The following is a 20,978-nucleotide window of genomic DNA, read 5'->3' as shown; positions in this document are numbered from 1 at the left end:
GCAGCCGCCTCTTTTCTTATCCGCGTCGTTATGATGAGGACGAGCGCAATCCAGCCAGACGTTGGCGTCGCTCAAACTCGCGAATACGTTGATAGGTATGTTGCACCGATTGTTTGGTCATCGGGTTGCGATTATGATCCAACACCGCCGCTCGTGGCATCGCTTCAGCAATTTTATTTGCGGCGTTGTACATCATGGTGAAAGCTTTGTGACCGTCATACTTAATCGGCAGTGCCATGAATAACACCACACCTCGCGTGCGGAAGTTTTCCAGATCATCTAAATCAAAGGTACCTGGGTTATACATATTGGCCATGCGGAACAACAACGGTCCGCGCCCAGAAGGTTGTTCGTAACGATGGAAAATATCTAACTCGCCAAACTTCAAGCCCAGCTCGGTCACCGTTTGCAATAGAATCGTGCCTTGAATATCACCCGACACGTAAAGTGTAATCACCTCTTCTTTCGGCGGTTCCGCTTCTTCTTCGCTTACTTCAGACTCCGGTAATCCAATATTCAATTGCTCAACGGTTTCGCTTTTTTCGGTGCTCTTGGCTGGCGTATTTGTTGCCGTAGTTGCGGCAGGTACTTCGCCACTTTCATGGCGCTCTGCGCGAATTGGGCTTGCATTCTCCGATGACGCATCGGAGCGCACATCGCGAGGCTCCGCGCGAAACGATGGCAATTCAGGCTCAATATCGTCACTGTGGGTTTGCATCGACGGTGTTTCTATAGATGGCTGCGATTTGGCATCATTGTTTGTACTCATCACTGACGCTTCAGCCTGATCCACGTCTTGCGTTTGCCGAGTACCCTGCTTAGGACGTAAACGCACCTTACTTAAACCTAGCTCATCGAAGGCAGCATGATCGGCGTCGGCATCATCGGCGGCATCAAGCAAATCTGCTTGCGCTCCTTTTTGGCGCTTACTCGACCCGTGTGTTTTCGGGTTCCCGTTGCGTTGTTGGTTACTGCGCAAAGTCCACAACCCGTGCGCAACTAATCCTATAATTAGGGCAATGCCAATTAAAATAAGTATGACTCGTAAACTATCCATTGCTGCTACCTGTTATCCGTCAGCTTCTTTCATTGATTGTAATGGGTTTATTCTGCAATAACACCCGTCGTTCACGGAAATTCTTGTATTTTCTGCGGGCGCTCACCCACTTAGCGCAACCTGCGCTTATATTAAGCCGTTGCATCGGCCATCGCCAATGCCTCATCCACATCCACCGCGACCAATCGCGATACCCCAGGCTCTTGCATGGTGACCCCTGATAAATGGGTGGCCATTTCCATCGCAATTTTATTATGACTAATATAAATAAACTGGACGGTTTCCGACATTTCTTCAACCAAACGGCAGAATCGACCGACGTTAACGTCATCTAACGGTGCATCAACCTCATCTAGCAAACAGAAAGGCGCTGGATTCAGGCGGAATATTGCAAATACCAGTGCCAGCGCAGTTAATGCCTTTTCTCCACCCGAGAGCAGATGAATGGTACTGTTCTTTTTCCCCGGAGGACGCGCCATGATGGTGACCCCCGTTTCTAGCAAATCATCATCGGTCAGTTCTAGGTAAGCATTACCGCCACCAAACACCTTCGGGAACAATTGTTGTAGATCCTGATTGACCTGATCATAAGTTGCTCTGAATCGTTGCCGTGTTTCCCGATCAATTTTCTTAATGGCATCTTCTAAAGTCTGCAATGACGCGGTTAAATCCTCATGCTGCGCATCTAAATAAGACTTACGCTCTGCCTGAACCTCTACCTCTTCGAGAGCTGCCAAGTTTATCGCACCGAGCTGACTTACTTTGCGAATCACCTCATCAAGCTGGTTTTGCCAGCGACCTTCTTCCGCGTCCTCAGGCATCGATTCGAGCACTGATTTTAAACTAACATTCATGTCCTTCAGCGCATCGAGTAACGCATGTCCTCGTTCCCGCGCCGCGGCAAGCTCTAGTTTACCGCTTTGTACTCGTTCCTGCTGCCGAGCAATGCGTTCAAGCACTGCACTTTGACCTTGATTAAGATCTGCCAAATCCGTCGTCACCGCGGCTAATTGTTCGCGCACAGCAGCCAGTTCAGTTTCAATATTTTCTCGTTGCAACAGTTGTATTGCTAGATCTTCTTCAATAAGTGCCACGTCATGGGCCTGCTCATCAGTATGATCGAGTTCCTGTAAACGTTGGGCAATATCTTTCTTTTGTTGCTCAATACGCGCCAGCATCTGTTGCAAATTTTCTTGCTTACTTTGCTGTTGAGACAACACTAATTGCGCTTCGTGCCGTTGCTGCTGCACAATTTGGCATTGTTGATTGGCACTTTGACGTGCCCCCTGCAAGGTCTCACCTTCACGCTGTTGCCGCTCTAATTGCGGAGCAGCATCATTTTGTTGCTGCGATAACTGCGCTAACCGATGCTGTGCCTGTTGCAGTTGGTCACCGAGTGCCGCCAACTGCGTCTGAAGTTCTGCTTGCTCTTGATGTAAGCGTTCACTGCGCAGCGCATGTTGTTTCTGATCGCGTTCGCTACTTTGCTGCCGCTCACTCAAGCGTGCATGAGCTTCTCGTGCTGCTGCCAATGCCTCCTGCTGCTCCGCGATGATTGACTTCGTTTCCGCGATGCGGCGGCGTTGTTCTTCGATCGCCTGTTCTTGCGTATCAATCTGAGCCGAAATGTCTAACGCTAACGCTTGCTGTTGCTGTAACTGCGCTTGCCAATCGAGCGCCGTGTCCTCTCCGTCATTCCCTTTTAATACCCAGTCCCGACTACGGACCTCACCTTCAGGAAGCAGTACTGCCAGAAGTTCTGGATGGCTTGCCAGTGCCTGATCAGCGGCGTCTACATCGTCAGCCACGGCCAGTAACTGTAGAATTGATAAGGGACGTACGCGGGAGTCTGCAAAGGCCGCTATGCTAGCGCTCGCATTATCTGCAGAATTAGACGAGGGGACCACCAAAGCTCCCTGCTGACATGCGCGCTGCGGCAACGGTTGCGTTAGTACCGGTAATGATAACCAAGGCCCCAATACATGTTGCGCGGCCGCTCGGAAGCGCTCTGGAATATCGAGCAGTTCCCGCAGTAAACCCAATGGGTTTTGGTCAGTAACCCACGTATCCGTGGCGGCGGCGGTTTCAGTGGTGGCCAAAAGCTGTTCAAGCGAGGCAATACGTCCTGCGGTTTGTTGCGCCCGATGCTGTTCCTGTTGCAATGCATCTTGCGCCGCTGCTAGCGCATTCTCAAGCTGTTGCAAATTTATCTGGCTCGCTTGCAAATCCTCTTGCACGCTTGCCACTCGCTCACTTTCCGCAGTCACCAAAGCCGATAGCTCGCGTAGAGCCGTATCATCAAACTCGGGAATATCGGCAATCTCAGCGACAATAACCTCTAATCGATGCTCAATGCGCTCTTTTAATGTTTGATTCGATTTAATTTCTGCTGAAAGCAGGGTGAGATCACGATTTCGCTCCGCTTGTTCATCGCGAAATAGCTGGAAGCCTTCCTGCCACGTTTGATACTGCAGCTCTGCTTCTTCTCTGGCAAGCTCAGCAATCTGTAAAGATTCACTGAGTTCATCAAGGGTAAATTGCTGATCGGCAATACGCTCTGCAAGCGTCTGAACATGTTCGCTGTCGGCATCATATTGCGCACTTAATTGTTGCAACTGGGCGCGATATTCATGCCCTTGCCGCTCTCGTTGCTGGCTAAGATGACGAGCATGTTGAATTTGCTGCTCTAACTTAGTGATTTCATTGTTTACCTGATAAAACCGTTGCTGCACTGCATCAAGCTGATTTTTTAAATCCGCTTCGCGCTCCCGCAACTCAGTTTGTCCGCGCTCACTGCCCCGTTGCTCGGCGACCCATTTTTGCAGTTCGGTTTCTTCTTGCTTTACTTGATGCTCAAGCCGGTCACATTCTTGTTGATATTTGGTCCAACGTAATGCCTGTAGTTCTGCCTTTAAGGTGCGCTCTTCGGCTTTTAAAGTTTGATAACGGCGCGCTGCTGCCGCTTGTCGCTGTAGCTTGGCGAGCTGTTGGCCAAGTTCTTCGCGCACATCAGCCAAACGCTCGAGATTGTCGCGGGTGCGATTCATGCGACTCTCTGTTTCTTTGCGCCGTTCTTTGTATTTGGAAATGCCCGCCGCTTCTTCAATAAAAACACGAAGTTCTTGCGGCCGTGATTCAATCAACCGAGAAATCATCCCCTGCTCGATAATCGCATAGCTTCTCGGTCCTAAGCCTGTACCTAAAAACAAATCCGTAATATCTCGGCGGCGGCATTTGGTTCCGTTGAGCAGGTAGGTAGATTGCGCTTCGCGAGTCACGATGCGCTTTACAGAAATTTCATTAAAACTGGCGAACTCGCCCTGGACTCGCCCCGAGCTATTATCAAAAACCAACTCAACACTGGCCTGAGATACCGGCTTGCGCGATTGCGAGCCGTTAAAGATAACGTCGGTCATGGCATCGCCCCGCAAGTTCTTCGCGGAGCTTTCCCCTAGCACCCAGCGCACGGCGTCAATCACGTTGGATTTGCCACAGCCGTTCGGCCCAACAATACAGGTCATTTGCTCGGGAAACGCCACTTTCGTTGGATCAACGAAGGATTTAAAGCCAGCAAGCTTAATATGTTTTAATCGCATGAAATCCGTTTAGGGGGCTGTGCCCTCGTTATACTTATGATTATCATCAGATTTCCAAGCCTCAGCGGAATTGGCCAATGCTTAGTGAATGCTTCTCTAATGCTTCAGTGTAAAGCGAAAAGGTATAATGAGACAACATCTCTACATTTTCCTTACACGATAATTCTTGCGCCCGTCTCCTAGGCCTTTTAAGATCTGGTCTGATCTGGTTTGTGCTAGTCTAAGTACTTGTTATTAACGACGCTGTCAGGCACGGGTTTAAAATGCTTATTGATGTAAGCGATGCGGTAACCCAATTAGGAAGGAAAAGGATCGATTGATGTATCGAAACGGAAGGCGAAAATCTCACTTGGTTGCAGTAATGCTGGCAAGCTCTAGTCTGATCGGCGGAGCTTACGCTTACGATGATCACGCTCATTCCTCGGCAAAAGACTACGAAGACTTTCGTTTTCAGTTGCATACATCGGTATTCACAACGCACTTCAACCCCAAACCAGAACACAATAACCAGCAAGACCTTATTGGTTTAGAGTGGTACGGTGACCGTTTTGAACCCACTTATTTTGAAGGGTTGCATGATTATTTTGGTTACGGGCGACCCTTGGTAGGGGCGGCCTGGTTTCAAAATTCATTTGCTCAAGAATCTATTTATCTCTATGGCGGCGTGCGACAAGATCTCATCCGCTATAACGACATCCAAACCTACGCTAAAATTACCGCCGGCCTGATTCACGGATATCGTGGTGAATACCGCGATAAAATTCCGTTTAATCAGTTTGGTATTGCACCAGCCATTATCCCGATGGTGGGCGCCAATTACGGCTGGGGTGTTGCTGAAGTCACTTTCTTTGGTTTCAGTGGTGTAATGCTCACGTTGGGCGCGCGCTTCTAAAGGCTATCGGCAATCGCGTATTTCTGCCCTTAACTATGTTGCTTGCCATCGTTGCTCGCTATTCTCTAGGTTCATTGACTCATTAACCTATGGATAGCGAGGTAAGGCATGGACGTCTCAATCGCGGAGCACCCTTTCGATAACGCAAGTGTACGGGAACGCCCCTTTCTTTATACAGGGGATCCTAACCGACATCTTATTCACAGCGACCTGCGCAAGCCCTTCGGATTTATTTGCGTCCATGCTCGCACAAACAATGTCATCTTTTGCCCGCGTGCCGCCCAAATTCACGGCGAATGGCGCGCCAGCCGATACTCGCTTCAAGGATTCTCGCAATGGTATGAACCAGAGCAGCGTAATTTGCTGATACAAAGCTTATTGCTTGAGTCAGAGCACACGGGGTTTCAAATTGATTTGCGTATCGCTTGGAATCAACAAGCGATACGCATTTGGTTCTTATCGTGCCGTCTGCACAATGAACTATTCCGCTGCGGATGGGTAAGGCCTTTAATCAGCCATCAATCTTTCGAGGAGGCCTTTGGCAAGGTATCAGGGTCGCTGTCATCGTCCTCATCGTTGAGAAAGGCTTGATCGATGCGCTTGCCTGGATTCACCCCTAACTGGCGAAATTTCTCAACACGGCCAACAATATTACCGCGCCCCGTCGACAATTTATTGAGGGCGCTTTCATAGTGCTTGCGGGTGGTATCCAAGGAGTTACCGATTTTACTCAGGTCCTCTAAAAAGCCCACAAACTTGTCGTACAGCTTACCGGCATCGGCAGCGATCTGTTGGGCATTTTGACTCTGATGCTCATACTGCCAAATATTGTGTACCGTGCGCAGCGCCACCAACAAATTAGTGGGGCTGACCAGCATAATTTGATTATCCAGCGCTAAGCGAATTAATTCAGGATCCCGATCCACCGCTAATAAAAACGCTGGTTCGACTGGCACAAACAGCAACACATAATCAAGTGTACGTACGCCTTCCAGTTGCTGATAATTCTTCTTGCCCAGCTCGCGGATATGATTGCGCAACGAGGTGACATGGTCACTCAATGCTTTCTCCCGCACCACATCATCGTCGGTATTAAAATAGCGCTCATACGCGGCCAAACTCACTTTCGAATCAATGATTACATCCCGTTGATTCGGCAAATGAACGATGACATCCGGTTTGTAACGCTTGCCTTCATCGCTTCGGTGCTGACCTTGGGTATCGTATTCATACCCTTCGCGCAGTCCAGATTGTTCCAGAATTCGCTCAAGCACCAGTTCTCCCCACGCGCCCTGTTGTCGAGAGTCGCCTTTAAGAGCACGGGTAAGGGCTTCTGCCTCACTGGCCATCTGTTGATTCAGTTCTTTCAGGGTTAAAATTTCCCGCTGCAAGCTTGAGCGTTGTTTGGTTTCCTCGGTAAATTGCTCATTCACTTGTTTTCGGAACGTATCTAAATGTTCTTTCAGAGGTTTTAAGGTGGCACTGAGGGTTTGATTTTGCCGGGTTTCAAACGCTGCAGACTTCTGCTCAAAAATTCGATTGGCAAGATTCTCGAACTCTTTTTGTAAACGGGTTTCACTTTGCTGCAGTAGCGCTAATTTCTCTTCTAGGTGTTTTTGCTCTCGCTCCGCTCCCGTGCGTGTTGTTTCCAGCTCGGTAAACCAGCGTTGTGCTTGGCGTTGTTCCTGCTCTAGCTTTTCTTGCAAGGCGCGCAATTCAGCGCGCACTTGTTGCTCACCGGCGCGCACAAATTCCACCTCTTGGCTGGCTCGTGCCACATCAGCGCGCTCCCGTTGCAAAAGCACGCGCATCCCGAGTCCAACAGCAAGCCCACCAATGGCAACACCTATGATGCCCGCTAGCAGTATCCAAATAATTGATTCTACGCTCATCTGCTGTTCTCTTTTTTATGAATCCATGAATGGTGAAGCGTCCCTGCTCCGTAGACAATTGCAGAAATAATTAACTCATTTCAGCAATTTTCACAGCCCACACTGCAGGGCCTGTTTCGTGTGCATTTGCGCCATTGCTATCCACGGCCACCGTCACCGGCATGTCTTCCACTTCAAATTCATAAATGGCTTCCATACCCAAATCTTCGAAAGCGACCACTTTCGCTTGCTTAATCGCTTTCGCCACCAAGTACGCTGCGCCACCAACCGCCATCAAATACACGGCTTTATGCTTTGCGATACTGGCCACGGTAGCTTTACCACGCTCAGCTTTACCAATCATACCAATGATACCGGTTTGCTCGAGCATTAAATCCGTAAACTTATCCATGCGCGTTGCTGTTGTTGGACCAGCAGGCCCCACCACTTCATCACCCACAGGATCAACAGGACCAACGTAATAGATAAATTTATTGGTAAAATCGACCGGTAACGTTTCGCCCTTATCGAGCATGTCCTTAATGCGTTTGTGGGCGGCATCACGACCAGTCAATAACTTGCCGCTGAGCAGTACAGTTTCACCCATCTTCCACTCACGCACATCTTCTGCGGTTAAAGTATCGAGGTTTACACGACGCGCATTATCGCCCACTTCGAAGGTGATATCTGGCCAATCTTCTAATTTTGGCGGCTGCAGCTGTGCTGGCCCACTACCATCTAAGTGAAAATGAACATGGCGTGTCGCCGCGCAGTTTGGAATCATGGTCACCGGCTTCGAGGCCGCGTGTGTGGGCAATGCGCGAATCTTCACATCCACCACCGTAGTTAAGCCACCCAGCCCTTGGGCACCAATGCCCAGCTTGTTTACCCGCTCGTAGATTTCGAGGCGCAGTTTCTCTTCGGCATTTTGTGGTCCACGCGCGATTAATTCTTGAATATCAACTGGGTCCATCAATGATTCTTTTGCCAGAACCGCTGATTTTTCCGCAGTACCACCAATACCAATACCTAGCATTCCTGGTGGACACCAGCCTGCACCCATTTTAGGTAAGGTTTCGACCACCCAATCCGCGATGGAATCACTGGGGTTAAGCATTGCCATTTTAGTTTTATTTTCAGAACCGCCGCCTTTTGCCGCAATCATCACTTCGATGTCACCGCCTGGGACCATATCGATGTGAACCACGGCCGGTGTATTGTCTTTGGTGTTTCTGCGGGCACCTGCAGGATCCGCAACAATAGAGGCGCGTAATGGGTTGTCGGGGTTGTTGTAGGCTCGGCGGGTGCCCTCATCCACCATTTCTTGAACAGTTAAATCGGTTTTATCCCAACGCACATCCATACCGACCTTCACAAAACAAGTCACTATCCCAGTATCTTGGCAAAGGGGACGATGGCCCTGAGCAGACATCCGCGAGTTCACAAGCATTTGCGCAATCGCGTTTTTTGCCGCTTCCGACTGTTCTTTTTCATAGGCTTCGGCAAGGGCGTTCACAAAGTCTAACGGGTGATAATAGGAAATAAACTGAAGCGCATCTTCAATGCTATCAATAAAATCTTGCTGTCGAATCGTTGCCATCGGAAAACCTCTTACGGGCCAATCAATCGTATACTGAAAAAGTGCCCGTTATGATACTCTGTTCTCTATGGTGTCGCCAGTGAACCCAGATAGGAATCATGTTAGAACCTGTTGTTTTTTATGAATTGCCGTACGCTCAATACCATGATGCGCAGCGTCTATTTGCGCCGTTTTGCGACGAGCCCTGGGCGCTTTTTCTCGATTCTGCGAACGCGGAACATCCAAACAGTCGTTTTGATATATTGCTGCGCCAGCCGATTCGTACCTATCGCTATAGCCACACACACACGGATAGCCGCGATCCATTTTCACATTTAAACGCGTGGTTAGGCGCGCGCGCGCCCGTTGCGCCTGAGTATGAGCACCTACCCTTCCAAGGCGGGTTAGCCGGCCTCTTTGGTTACGATGCGGGACGCGCGATTGAGCGCTTGCCCGATACCCACAGCACGGATATTGACATACCTGATATTGCCGTGGGCTACTATGTTCATGCACTGGTGATTGATCATGCACGACAACGCGTCACTGCCATTCATCCGCAGAACTTTCAACAAAGTCCGGAAGCGTTCTGGCAGGACGAGTCACCTAAGCGTCCCTCATTTCGCCTTACCAGCGCTTGGCATAGCAATATGACGCGCTCCGATTACACCCAGAAGATTCAGCAGATTCATGACTATTTGCGCGCCGGCGATTGTTATCAAATTAATCTTGCTCAGCGTTTTCAAGCGGAGTTTCAGGGCCATCCTTGGCATGCTTATGTTGCCTTACGTCAGGCCAATCAAGCGCCGTTTTCAGCTTACTTTAATTTGCCTGAAGGTCAGATTCTCAGTGTTAGTCCTGAGCGTTTTCTGCAAACCCATGCCGATGGTCAGGTAGAAACACGACCTATTAAGGGAACGCGCCCACGCCATCCTGATCCTGAACAGGATCAACGCAATATTGCTCAATTGCAGGCGTCAGAGAAAGACCAAGCAGAGAACTTAATGATTGTGGATCTGCTTCGCAATGACCTAAGCCGAGTATGTTTGCCGGGCAGCGTCCATGTTCCTGAACTCTTTGCCATTGAATCATTTCATGCGGTGCACCACTCAGTGAGTACAGTGCGAGGGCATTTAAATGCCGATAGTTCAGCGCTGGCGCTGTTACGTGCTGCGTTTCCCGGAGGCTCCATTACCGGCGCACCGAAGATTCGAGCCATGGAGATTATCGAGGAATTAGAGCCTCACCGACGCAATGTTTATTGCGGCAGCATAGGCTACTTTAGCCAACATGGGCATAGTGATACCAGTATCACTATTCGCACCCTTTGCTGCAGCAAGGGGCGTATCTATTGCTGGGCTGGCGGCGGTATTGTGATCGATTCAGACGCTGATGCGGAATATCAGGAAACCTTCGATAAAGTTGCCCGAATTTTGCCGGTACTTGAATTTCTCGGCGATGACCCCGAGGTATCCAATACAACGAACACACCCATGCAACGTGAATCGTCCCATGACCCGAAGTGAATTTCTGCGCCGATATTATTTACAACCCGCGCCCGAGGTTTCTTGGCAAGGTCCTCTGTGGGATGATATTCAGCTGCGCCAATCTGCGGTTTTAGTCGCGCTACAAGAGCGGGAACACGGGCTTGACCTTATTCTCACCCGACGTCCTGCACACATGCGCTTTCATGCGCATCAAATATGTTTTGCTGGCGGCCGGAGAGATTCAGACGACCCTTGCTTGCAAGCCACAGCTCTACGCGAGGCAGAGGAAGAACTTGGCCTAGGTCACCAACATGTGGAATTGCTTGGTCCATTACCGCCACAACCTGTGCTGACACGCTTTATGATACATCCGTATTTAGCCTTTATTGATGCAAATGTGCAGTTACAGCCTGACCCAAGCGAAGTTCAAGAGGTGGTGCGAGCCCCCTTGCACCGCGTGCTCGACCACAGTCGCCATTATACTCAGCGCGTTGAGCGCTTGCTTTATCACGAATTAGTGTTTATCCCTGTAGATGGTCAGGTGATTTGGGGCGCAACAGCTGCTATCATCCGTCGCCTTGCGGATCACCTCTACCCGCAACGACGTTCGCTGTACCGACCAGTCCGTTAAGGGCTTGCGAATCAAGCAAAGAGTCACCACACTACACGCAGATAATTGAACGGAGTATTCATTGTTATGATTAGCGTATTCGACATGTACAAAGTTGGAATTGGCCCGTCCAGTTCTCATACCGTGGGCCCTATGCGTGCAGCACGAGAGTTTATGTTACATGTTGAACGAGAGTTCGGGCTCGACGATATCACTCACATCAAAGTCGAGCTTTTTGGCTCACTTGGGCAAACCGGTAAAGGCCACGGCACTGGTAAAGCTGTAATCCTCGGGTTAGCCGGCGAGTCGCCAGAAACCGTTGATACCACAAAGGTGGATCAGTTCCTCAGTGAGGTTTCGGAAAAACAATCGTTATCGCTACTTAGCAAGCACAGCATTGAATTTCCCCGAGAAGGCGCCATCACCTTTCATCGTCGCAAAACGATGCCCAAGCACGCAAATGCGATGGAACTTAAGGTGTTTAAAGGCGATAAAGTGCTGTTTAGTGACCTTTACTACTCTATCGGCGGTGGTTTTATTGTTCGTGATAAGGACTTCGAGGATTCGCTCGAAGAAGCCATTGAACAAGATAGTAAGCCAATCCCCTATCCGTTTAATTCGGCGGCAGAGTTACTGGCACAATGTAAAGAGCACGGCTTGCGGGTAAGTTCGCTGATGCTCAAAAACGAAATGGTATTCCGCTCTGAGCGAGAAATTAAAGACGGACTCATGCATATCTGGAAAACAATGGATGAGTGCATTGATCGCGGTATCCGTACCGAAGGTATTTTGCCGGGTGGCTTAAAAGTGCGTCGGCGCGCTCCCGATTTGTATCAACGTTTGAAAACAGAAAAATCGGCAGACCCAATGCAGGTTATGGATTGGGTCAGCCTTTACGCACTGGCTGTGAATGAAGAAAACGCGGCCGGTGGCCGCGTGGTTACCGCACCTACCAATGGAGCTGCTGGAATCATTCCCGCCGTGATGAAGTACTCGGATAAGTTCATTCAACCGCTTGATGAAGATGCGGTCACCCGTTTTCTGCTGACCTCAGCGGCCATCGGCATTCTTTACAAGAAGAATGCGTCTATTAGTGGCGCAGAGGTAGGCTGTCAGGGTGAAGTGGGTGTCGCCTGCTCAATGGCCGCAGGTGCACTAGCGGAGCTGATGGGCGGCGATGTGATCAAGGTTGAGAACGCGGCCGAGATCGGCATGGAGCATAACCTTGGCCTTACCTGCGATCCCGTTGGTGGACTTGTGCAAGTGCCCTGTATCGAGCGCAATGCGATGGGCGCTGTAAAAGCCATTAACGCTGCTCGACTCGCCTTGCGTGGCAGCGGCGATCACAAGGTATCCCTAGATAAAGTGATTAAAACCATGTGGGATACCGGCAATGATATGAAAACAAAATACAAAGAAACTGCCCGTGGCGGCTTAGCGGTCAATATTATCGAGTGCTAACACCCACCGCGTTGGGGGGTTAGGCTCCGTCTGCCCCCCGTAGCCCACGCACTGCGTTGGCCAAGCTCCGTCTGCCCCCCGTAGCCAACGCACTGCGTTGGCCTGTGCTTCCGCTTAAACACGGAAACTACACAGTCGAACTCGCCATTTTCAAACAAGTTAGATTAATACGTAGGGAGCTGTTTATCTTTAAACATCGCTTCGATTTCATCGTGATGGCGTAATGAAACCGCTTTATCAACCACATCGCGAGTTAGGTGGGGCGCGAACTCTTCAATAAAATCATACATATAACTACGCAAGAAAGTGCCACGGCGAAAGCCAATTTTTGTGGTACTTGGACGAAATAGATGGGCCGCATCAATGGCAACCAAGTCACTGTCTTTTGGTTTTTCATAAGCCATGGTCGCCACGACCCCAATCCCTAATCCCATGCGCACATAGGTCTTTATTACATCCGCATCAGTTGCCGTAAACACGATTTGTGGGCTTAAACCCGCCTCGTTAAAGGCTTGGTCTAAACGCGAGCGACCGGTAAAGCCATAGACATAGGTAACCAGCGGATACTGGGCGACATCTTGGATGGTCACATGATCGCGCTTGGTTAATGGATGATTGGGCGGCACTAGAATACTGCGGTTCCAGTGATAGCAGGGCAGCATAATGAGGTCTTGGTACAGATGTAGGGCTTCAGTCGCAATGGCAAAGTCCGCCTGCCCTTTTGCCGCTGCCTCACTAATCTGTTGCGGTCCCCCTTGGTGCATGTGCAGAGATACCGCTGGATATTTTTCGATAAAGCGCCGAATTACCTTAGGCAACGCATAGCGTGCTTGGGTATGGGTTGTGGCGATATTTAGCTTACCTTGATCAGGGCGCGTATGCTCGGCCGCAACTGCTTTAATACCTTCAACTTTTGATAAGATCTCTTGGGCGATCTTGATCACATCTTGGCCGGCAGGGGTTACATGGGTTAAATGCTTACCACTGCGACCAAATATTTGAATACCAAGCTCATCTTCAAGCATACGCACCTGCTTTGAGATGCCCGGTTGCGAGGTATATAAACTCTCGGCGGTAGCCGAAACATTCAAGTTGTTATTAAGTACTTCAACGATATAACGAAGTTGTTGCAGTTTCATGTGACATGACGTCCATAATTTGCCGAGATGAACGAGCGTAAAATGAAAACTCGTTATTCTTTTATGGACTAAGATTGTCAGTAAGTATGCTTTCTGTCAAACCAAATCCATGGGAATCCTGTTCCCGATCTGGTGTGCGAGTCAGGCTTTCGTTACACTTACCCACAGTGAACCAAAGGAATTGATATATGTCGTTGAAAGACCAGCTTTCCACTTTAGTGTATTCAACCGATAGTGGTCGCGTAAAAGAAACTGTGCAACCCGAACAGGCCCCGGTTGGTGATGGCATTGTCCGCATTAAACGGGAAACCAAAGGCCGCAAGGGCAAAGGAGTAACCACGATTCATGGGGTTCCGGGAACTGAAGCGGAATTAAAAACGCTCGCTAAAGCACTCAAACAACGGTGCGGTGTTGGCGGCAGCGTGAAAGATTTCGTGATTGAGATTCAAGGGGATCAACGGGAAAACTGCAAAAGCTATTTGCAACAACAAGGGTTTACCGTCAAGTTAGCCGGTGGTTGAATCTGGTTATTCGTAGGGTAGTTTGTCCAATGGGAAATTAAACTCAATACAACGGCCATTTTCACTCCAGCGCAAGTCTCTTGTTAACTCCCGAATGAGGTGCAGCCCGCGTCCAAAGGTGTGCTCCTGAGCCATGGGCTGATCCTGATGGTCAAAACGAAAGCCCTTACCTGAATCGCGCACTTTCACTGCAATCACCGCGTCGTCGGGTTTATAGCTAAGTTCAATATCAATCTTTCCTCGTTGGAGTCGCGCTAACCGTCTACTGCGCTCCATATAGTAACTCTCAAACCCCTCACTTGACTGTTTTGGCGCCGAAGACATATTCAACAAGCCGTGCTCTAACGCATTGTTGTAGGCTTCTGAAAGCGCGGTATATAAGCTCGGACGAAACTTCGATAGCCCTTCGACTTGGCACACTCCCCGGATAATCGTGGATACCGGATCCAGTGTGCGTGCTTCATTCGGGCCAATACGCACCTTCATCTCGAACGGAAGCCGCGAACGTTCGTCGTCTTGGTTTGGCTCTTCAAAACCAGTATCACTGCAGCGCAGCATCACGAGTGATAAATCATCATGGGGCTCACGCTCGGTCAGCTCTTTCTCAATGAATTCACATATCCCAGGCATCTTCCACTGCAGTGCTTTGCATTGCTCAAGGAAGCCATCCACACCGAGAGCGTCTTGCTGCGATATGCCAAGCTCAATAACGCCATCGGTATACATCAGCAATTGGCTATTCATGGGAACCCGCGTGGAGGTGATACCACTTTCAAATTCAGCATCTGGAAGAATTCCCAAAGGGAGGTGTTGCGGCTGTAGATAATCACTAGTGTCACCCTTTGGGTTAATAACGACAGCCGGGGGCATCCCCCCACTCCACCAGTTTAATCGATCACCGCGTGCTGAGAGCTCAACAATCAAGCCACAACAGAACATATCCTCAGGGAGTAGTTGATGCAGCTGACGATTCACCTCACGAGCAATTTGGCTTACTGGTCGGCCGCGCTCAGCCATTGCGAAAAACGTTTGCGATGCGGGAATAGTACCAATGGCAGCGGGTAGCCCGTGGCCAGTAAAATCACCTAGAAACAAGTACAGACTGCCAGTGCCGCCTTTCGCGGCGAGAAATAGATCGCCGTTATAACTCGATAAGGGGCGAAGTAGTGTTTGAATATGCGGATCAGACACCAAAGAGCGACTATAAGCATTGGTAAATATATTGTGGACTATTTTCTGTTCTTGGCGAATTCTCTCTTGCTGTAATCCCAGTGCCTTTTTTTGTTCCTGCGCTGCCTTCATTAATTGCTGATGCTCTGCAACACTCTGCAAACGCATTTTGAGCGCTACATCAAACATTGGCAGATACCACACATCAATTGCCTCGGGTGGCAGCTGTGATTGGTCAAGCTCACTCACTTGCGACAGTAAAATCACGACATGTGGGGGGTTCGTCTGAAACACTTGAGATTGGGAATGGCTATCACGGAATGAGAGATAGTGAGCCAATGCCGGTTCAGGAATCAAGATAACCTGAGCAGCGTCGGCGCTGAGAACATTGCTTAACTTATCAATAGAAGCAACTCTGGCGTGCGCAACGTCACATCGCTCTAACTGCTCCCGTAACGCTTGTAGATGTGGTGCGTCATCAGCGAGTGGTGAATCAACCGAAAGAAACCGCACAAATTACTCAATAACGAAAAGTTTATCAAAGCGCGATATGTCGAGAACTTTACGCACATCTGGACGGCAGTTAACCAAGTGAATGCTGCGGCTTCCAGCCCCCAGTGATTTGCGCATATTCAGCAGCATACCAAGCGCTGAACTATCGATATATTCAGTTTCGCGAAAATCCACGATAACGGTTCCAATTTTTTCACTCAAACCTTCGTACGCTTGGCGAAAATCATGAACCACACTGAAATCAAAAGTTCCTTTCACATGGATAATAAAATGTTTGCCATCGTTGGCATATTCAGTAAACAAATTCATTACAGCATCCCTGTTCTGACAGTTATATTTAGTTGTTATAGCATCAATGTAAGATCAAAAGCCACGCTTCGCCAGTGCTTTTAAACCAATTATATACAAACCCTAATGGATGTATAAAAAAGAGCGCTCTGCAGTACAGAGTGCTCTTTTAGTCATATCAGAATTAGGCCGTCAGCTTATACCACCGGAGCTGTTAATACGCAGCTATTAGTCAGCGTTTAAGCGTTCTTGATATTTCTCATACAGCTGACGTTGGCGGTTGCTTAGGTTCACTTCTCGACCATCGATAAACATATAAGTAATGGATTGGCCCAAGTGATCCAGTACATCGCCTTTAGAGACAATCAAGGTTGCTTGCTTCCCTGTTTGCAACGATCCCAACTGCTCCTCTACACCCAGAATTTTGGCCGGCGCGTAGGTGATTGCCGTGATTGCGGCATCATAATCAAGACCAAAGGCCACAGCATGACCCGCTGCAAACGCAAGGTTTCGAGTATCCCAAAAGCCGGGGTAAGCGATGGCAAAATCAACGCCCGCTTCGGCTAGCTTCGCTGGCGTACTAAAGGCCATATCATAGGCGTCATCGACTCTGCTTGGCAGTCCGTAGGGAGCGCCAAAGACCACGGGAACATCCGCTTCTACCAGTGCATCGGCTTCCATCCACGCGTCGCGGCCACCGACAATCACTAAATCAAACCCAAACTCTCGGGTAAACTCCAATGCTTGCACTATTTGGCGGCGATCATCAGCATGTATAAACAGCTTGAGATCACCCGTAAACAGCGCTCGCATCGCTTCCCAACGCTGATCAACGCGGTTCAGTGCACCGGCTAATCGTGCCTGATGATATGCTTTTGCCGTATTAAAGGTATCCCGTAAACGCTCTAACTGTTCCTCATTGGCCTTGCGCTGCGCCTCAGGCGAGCGGCGTTCCCACCAGGCCGTATTTAAACCGGCACGTGGCCAGGTTAAATGCATGCCCACAGGGCCTTTCTCAAGGGCATCTTGCCAATTCCAGCCATCCAATTGCATCAAACTGGATTGTCCGCGCACTAGGGGGCCTTGAGGAACTACTTGAGCGTGGGTAATACCGTTATAGCGGACCGTAGGAATAATTTCCGAGTCTGCATTAAAGGCTTGATGGGCCATAACTTCAGGAGTGACTAATCCCACTTCATTGGTATCCACGGTGGCACGAATCTGTGACATCTCAACCAACCCTAGGGTTGTGTCCATCGCAATCAGACCCGGATACACATGCTGTCCGCTAATGTCGATAACACGTGCACCTTCTGGAACCGCAAGGCCAGTTCCAATTTCGGCAATCTTACCATCCAACATTAGGATATCGGTGTTTTGCAAGGTTCCTTGGGTCACGGTATATAGCGTGCCGCCTTGCAGCAGTACCGCTTGCTCGGGCGATGAACCTGGGGTGACATTGTGTGCCTGAGCAAAAAATGAAGCACTACTAAGTGCAATAACGCATGCTAACTTTTTCATTAGTGTGCTCCTCCAAACTCATGGCCATGATGATGATCGTGATGGTGCTCGCCAAACCAATCGAGCCAGACATCATGGTTATCTTCACAATGCCATGTCGGTTGTTGTTGGCGATAGTTCGAGCGGTTGCCACGCTGGGCTTCGCTGCCGGCGGCTAGCACTTTTTGAATCAAGGCTTGCCGTTCCTGCTCCAATGCTTCGCGTTTCGCCAGATCGTCGGCGCGATCGAAATATTTACGACCTTCGATCCAGGTTTGCTGCACTTGTGCATAAGCCGATAGCGGATGATTATTCCAGAACACTAAATCGGCGTGTTTGCCTGGAGTAATGCTTCCCACATAGCGGTCAATTTCTAGTTGCTGCGCTGGGTAGTAAGTAATCATTTTCAATGCATCATGTTCATCCATACCACAATAGCGCACTGATTTTGCCGCTTCGGTATTCATTCGCCGCTGCAAATCATTACTGTCAGAGTTAATGCTGGTTAGCACGCCGGCCTCCATCATTAAGCACATGTTGTGTGGAATCGCATCAAAGGCTTCGATCTTAAATGCCCACCAATCAGCAAAGCTGGAGGCACGGGCGCCATGCTCACGCATTTCATTGGCAACCTTGTACCCTTCGAGAATGTGAGTAAAGGTATGAATACGGAAACCTAACCGTTCCACCACATCCATCAGCGCCAACACTTCAGAGGCTACATAGGAGTGCACGTGGGTATGGCGATCATTGTTCAAGATCTCCACCAAGGCCTCTAAACGATAATCCGTGCGTGGTGGCGCAGTACGACGGCGATCGGCGCGACTTAGATTTTCATAATCACGCTTTGCCTGCTCGTATTCGCGTGCTTGTTGGAAAGCATCTTGAATGATAGTGGCAACACCCATGCGGGTTTGCGGATAGCGAACCCGATACAGATCGCCCCAGTTACTTTGTTTCACGTTTTCGCCCAAAGCCATTTTGATCGTTGGCGGGGTTTGCGTGAACTTCATGTCCTCGGCAGAAGCGCCCCAACGCAGCTTAATGGTTTGCCCTTGGCCGCCAATTGGGTTGGCAGAGCCATGTAACAAGTGGGCTACTGTAGTGCCACCCGCCAGTGACCGATAGATATGAATGTCATCTGGGTTCACCACATCACCAATACGGGTTTCCGACGTAATAGCCTCGGTGCCTTCGTTCACACCAGCGGAAATGGCGATGTGTGAATGCTCATCGATGATGCCTGGCGTTATATGCATACCTGAGGCATCAATTACTGTATATCCGCGCGGTGTCGATAAATTCTGACCGACACGATGTATCAATCCCGAGCGCACAATAATATCTGCATTCTCTAGAATACCTTGATCATCGGCTGTCCATACCGTCGCATTGCGAATATGAAGATTTTGCTGAGATGGTGCTTCAGTGCGGCCAAAGCCCACATTCGGAAAGGTTAATTGACCAACAAAATCGGCCACTGCACTGGCATCATCACCACCATTTTCGCTAGCCGCTTCGGTGCTGTCAGAATCGGCTTGAGCATTAATGGCGTGTACACGCCCCATGGCATCTTGAACGGTGCCGCGCAATTGTCCAATGGCACTTTGGTTGAGTGAGAAACGGAAAACGCCTGGCATGCCTAAATCCGTTAGATCTGCACTAAAGCGCACCCGCGCGTCGGTTTTCGAAGCATTAAATAGATTAACAGATTCGTCACCAACCGAGAGCTTGCCTTGTATCCGAGTGTTGTCCGTCAATTCTAACGTCAATTCGGCACCGTCAAGCACGAGGCTGTAAGTTCCCGATAGATTACTAGGATGCATCGGCTTAAGTTTAGTCTCTTCACCTTGCAACCACACCGAGACAATTTCACCGTCGCTAAATAAATCACCACGGGCAACCAAGAAGTCTGCATTGTAACCTGCAGCTAAGCGGCCGCTTTCACCCGCAACACCTGCAAAGCGCGCCGGTATCGTGGTCAGAGCAGCAAGTGCTTGGTCCTTGCTCAAGCCGTGAGCCACTGCTTTGCGCACATTAGGCCAAAAATCACCGCGTTTACTCATACCATGCAAAGTGAACGCAAATTCAATGCCTGCTTCCGCTAAAATAGCAGGATTCGCAGGCGCCCGTTCCCAATGGCGTAAATCAGCGACGGAAACATCAAGCTCTGCGAATTGCTCAGACAAATCCGGAGCCGCAGGGAAATCCAAAGGCAGGATTAAACGCGTACCCGATGCTTTAATTTCATCTAGGCGTGAATACTCAAAACCCGAACCCACTGCAGTAATAGGAATTTCAAACTCTGCAAATACACGCGCCGCTCGCAACAGATCTTGCTCATTGTTGCTATGGAAAATGACGCCCTGTTCGGTCAGATTTTGTAACGCCGCCAATGCAGCGTTGAATTCAACACGCCCAGAACCCGTCGTTTTTCCCTGTGCTTCGCCATACCAACGGGCATCGGCCAGAGTCTGGCGGATAAGGGCGATACTCCCCATTAACGAATTCGGATATTGCTGAGTAGAACTGCCCTTATCAAAAGAGGCAAACTGTCGTGTTCGCGCTTGGTAAATTGCATAATTAGGCAAGGTGTCGGCAAGAGACACTGTTGTTGCACGACCTTGGAAAATACCATCGAGACGCGCACTTTGTACGGTAGTAAAACCATGCTCAACGTAAGCTTTGGCGGCGTCCGTATCAGCCTTAAAGGTGCTGTACCAATCTTTCTGCGAATGAATAGCCATATTCGAGGCATTCCCGCCTTCTCGCTCATTGGTATACTCCGGACTTGCACTGCGTCCGGTATTCGCCGAGCGTCCAGCTGCCTCTACACCATAATTGCTGTAGGGATCGATAAATCCTGGATAAAGCGTATAACCCGAGGCATCAATCACTCGCGCCCCAGCAGGCGCACGGTTATTTCGCTCGATAGAACGAATCTTGCCGTGTTCTATCACCAGTGTCGCATTTTCAATTCGTTGACCAGGCTCGGTCACGAGTGTTGCGTTGGTAAGGGCAACGAGGGTGGGGTTATGATGGTGGAGTCCTTGCACTGGGGTTGTTTGCCCCGCTGCGCTCGACCAAGCAACCGTCACCGCGAGTATGCCACTGCTGCAAAGTGCTGCAATTCGCTTCATGCTGTGCATCCTGTGAGTCATCGATGGTTATTTAATATAATTTTAAGCACCCCATTAAAGCGCGTCTAACCTTTACATTCAACGTTCGCAGCGATGAAATGCCCACTTAACCCGACCAAGCTCAATGCTAAATTAACGAAAATAAAACAAAATA

General features: G+C 49.5%; 14 protein-coding genes. 5 read left to right on the top strand and 9 right to left on the bottom strand.

Features of this window, described 5'->3' with window-relative positions; genetic code table 11:
- Positions 1–28: 28 nt before the first annotated feature.
- Together zipA and smc are read right to left on the bottom strand one after the other, a co-directional pair.
- Positions 29–1,057, bottom strand: a complete 1,029-nt coding sequence (gene zipA / locus HXZ99_RS00860; RefSeq protein ID WP_194755387.1) for a cell division protein ZipA — start codon at positions 1,055–1,057, stop codon at positions 29–31.
- Between the two features lie 131 nt (positions 1,058–1,188).
- Positions 1,189–4,653: a chromosome segregation protein SMC gene (gene smc / locus HXZ99_RS00855; protein WP_194755386.1), complete on the bottom strand. Its 3,465-nt coding sequence runs from the start codon at positions 4,651–4,653 to the stop codon at positions 1,189–1,191.
- A gap of 319 nt (positions 4,654–4,972) precedes the next feature.
- On the opposite strand from smc, the gene HXZ99_RS00850 reads away from it, so the two are divergent.
- Positions 4,973–5,545, top strand: a complete 573-nt coding sequence (locus HXZ99_RS00850) for a sn-glycerol-3-phosphate transporter (RefSeq protein ID WP_269434572.1) — start codon at positions 4,973–4,975, stop codon at positions 5,543–5,545.
- A gap of 518 nt (positions 5,546–6,063) precedes the next feature.
- On the opposite strand, the gene rmuC is transcribed toward HXZ99_RS00850, so the two are convergent.
- Both rmuC and HXZ99_RS00840 read right to left on the bottom strand, forming a co-directional pair.
- Positions 6,064–7,437, bottom strand: coding sequence for a DNA recombination protein RmuC (gene rmuC / locus HXZ99_RS00845; RefSeq protein WP_194755385.1), 1,374 nt, complete (start codon positions 7,435–7,437; stop codon positions 6,064–6,066).
- Positions 7,438–7,507: 70 nt separating this feature from the next.
- Positions 7,508–9,016, bottom strand: coding sequence for a fumarate hydratase (locus HXZ99_RS00840; protein WP_194755384.1), 1,509 nt, complete (start codon positions 9,014–9,016; stop codon positions 7,508–7,510).
- Between the two features lie 98 nt (positions 9,017–9,114).
- On the opposite strand from HXZ99_RS00840, the gene pabB reads away from it, so the two are divergent.
- From pabB to HXZ99_RS00825, 3 genes are all read left to right on the top strand, one after another.
- Positions 9,115–10,521 (top strand): aminodeoxychorismate synthase component I, encoded by a 1,407-nt coding sequence (gene pabB / locus HXZ99_RS00835; protein ID WP_194755383.1) that lies wholly within the window; start codon positions 9,115–9,117, stop codon positions 10,519–10,521.
- Complete coding sequence (locus HXZ99_RS00830) at positions 10,508–11,113, top strand: NUDIX hydrolase (protein WP_194755382.1); 606 nt, start codon at positions 10,508–10,510, stop codon at positions 11,111–11,113. The genes pabB and HXZ99_RS00830 overlap by 14 nt, the downstream gene beginning before the upstream one ends.
- A 66-nt stretch (positions 11,114–11,179) precedes the next feature.
- Positions 11,180–12,553: an L-serine ammonia-lyase gene (locus HXZ99_RS00825; RefSeq protein ID WP_194755381.1), complete on the top strand. Its 1,374-nt coding sequence runs from the start codon at positions 11,180–11,182 to the stop codon at positions 12,551–12,553.
- Between the two features lie 164 nt (positions 12,554–12,717).
- On the opposite strand, the gene cysB is transcribed toward HXZ99_RS00825, so the two are convergent.
- Positions 12,718–13,692, bottom strand: a complete 975-nt coding sequence (gene cysB, locus HXZ99_RS00820) for an HTH-type transcriptional regulator CysB (RefSeq protein ID WP_194755380.1) — start codon at positions 13,690–13,692, stop codon at positions 12,718–12,720.
- Positions 13,693–13,880: 188 nt separating this feature from the next.
- Here cysB and yciH point away from each other — a divergent pair, with 188 nt between their 5' ends.
- Positions 13,881–14,213, top strand: a complete 333-nt coding sequence (yciH, locus tag HXZ99_RS00815) for a stress response translation initiation inhibitor YciH (protein ID WP_194755379.1) — start codon at positions 13,881–13,883, stop codon at positions 14,211–14,213.
- Between the two features lie 6 nt (positions 14,214–14,219).
- Here the strand turns inward: yciH and HXZ99_RS00810 are convergent, their stop codons facing one another.
- From HXZ99_RS00810 to HXZ99_RS00795, 4 genes are all read right to left on the bottom strand, one after another.
- Positions 14,220–15,896, bottom strand: coding sequence for an ATP-binding SpoIIE family protein phosphatase (locus HXZ99_RS00810; RefSeq protein ID WP_194755378.1), 1,677 nt, complete (start codon positions 15,894–15,896; stop codon positions 14,220–14,222).
- Positions 15,897–15,899: 3 nt separating this feature from the next.
- Positions 15,900–16,205 carry an STAS domain-containing protein gene (locus HXZ99_RS00805; protein WP_194755377.1) on the bottom strand — a complete coding sequence of 102 codons (306 nt, stop codon included), beginning with the start codon at positions 16,203–16,205 and terminating at the stop codon, positions 15,900–15,902.
- Between the two features lie 207 nt (positions 16,206–16,412).
- Positions 16,413–17,705, bottom strand: coding sequence for an amidohydrolase family protein (locus HXZ99_RS00800; RefSeq protein WP_194755376.1), 1,293 nt, complete (start codon positions 17,703–17,705; stop codon positions 16,413–16,415).
- Entirely contained in the window at positions 17,705–20,824 is a 3,120-nt protein-coding gene (locus HXZ99_RS00795; RefSeq protein ID WP_228517486.1) for an amidohydrolase family protein, read from the bottom strand. Before HXZ99_RS00795 ends, HXZ99_RS00800 begins: the two co-directional genes overlap by 1 nt.
- Between the last annotated feature and the right edge of the window lie 154 nt (positions 20,825–20,978).

The organism is Aliidiomarina indica, assembly GCF_015354615.1.
Taxonomy (GTDB): Bacteria; Pseudomonadota; Gammaproteobacteria; order Enterobacterales; family Alteromonadaceae; genus Aliidiomarina; species Aliidiomarina indica.
This window is presented reverse-complemented; position numbering and strand designations above follow the sequence as displayed.

Bases quoted from the DNA above. Each gene is read 5' to 3' on its own strand.
- zipA (WP_194755387.1), bottom strand. From the start codon at position 1,057: ATGGATAGTTTACGAGTCATACTTATTTTAATTGGCATTGCCCTAATT.
- smc (WP_194755386.1), bottom strand. From the start codon at position 4,653: ATGCGATTAAAACATATTAAGCTTGCTGGCTTTAAATCCTTCGTTGAT.
- HXZ99_RS00850 (WP_269434572.1), top strand. From the start codon at position 4,973: ATGTATCGAAACGGAAGGCGAAAATCTCACTTGGTTGCAGTAATGCTG.
- rmuC (WP_194755385.1), bottom strand. From the start codon at position 7,437: ATGAGCGTAGAATCAATTATTTGGATACTGCTAGCGGGCATCATAGGT.
- HXZ99_RS00840 (WP_194755384.1), bottom strand. From the start codon at position 9,016: ATGGCAACGATTCGACAGCAAGATTTTATTGATAGCATTGAAGATGCG.
- pabB (WP_194755383.1), top strand. From the start codon at position 9,115: ATGTTAGAACCTGTTGTTTTTTATGAATTGCCGTACGCTCAATACCAT.
- HXZ99_RS00830 (WP_194755382.1), top strand. From the start codon at position 10,508: ATGACCCGAAGTGAATTTCTGCGCCGATATTATTTACAACCCGCGCCC.
- HXZ99_RS00825 (WP_194755381.1), top strand. From the start codon at position 11,180: ATGATTAGCGTATTCGACATGTACAAAGTTGGAATTGGCCCGTCCAGT.
- cysB (WP_194755380.1), bottom strand. From the start codon at position 13,692: ATGAAACTGCAACAACTTCGTTATATCGTTGAAGTACTTAATAACAAC.
- yciH (WP_194755379.1), top strand. From the start codon at position 13,881: ATGTCGTTGAAAGACCAGCTTTCCACTTTAGTGTATTCAACCGATAGT.
- HXZ99_RS00805 (WP_194755377.1), bottom strand. From the start codon at position 16,205: ATGAATTTGTTTACTGAATATGCCAACGATGGCAAACATTTTATTATC.
- HXZ99_RS00800 (WP_194755376.1), bottom strand. From the start codon at position 17,705: ATGAAAAAGTTAGCATGCGTTATTGCACTTAGTAGTGCTTCATTTTTT.
- HXZ99_RS00795 (WP_228517486.1), bottom strand. From the start codon at position 20,824: ATGAAGCGAATTGCAGCACTTTGCAGCAGTGGCATACTCGCGGTGACG.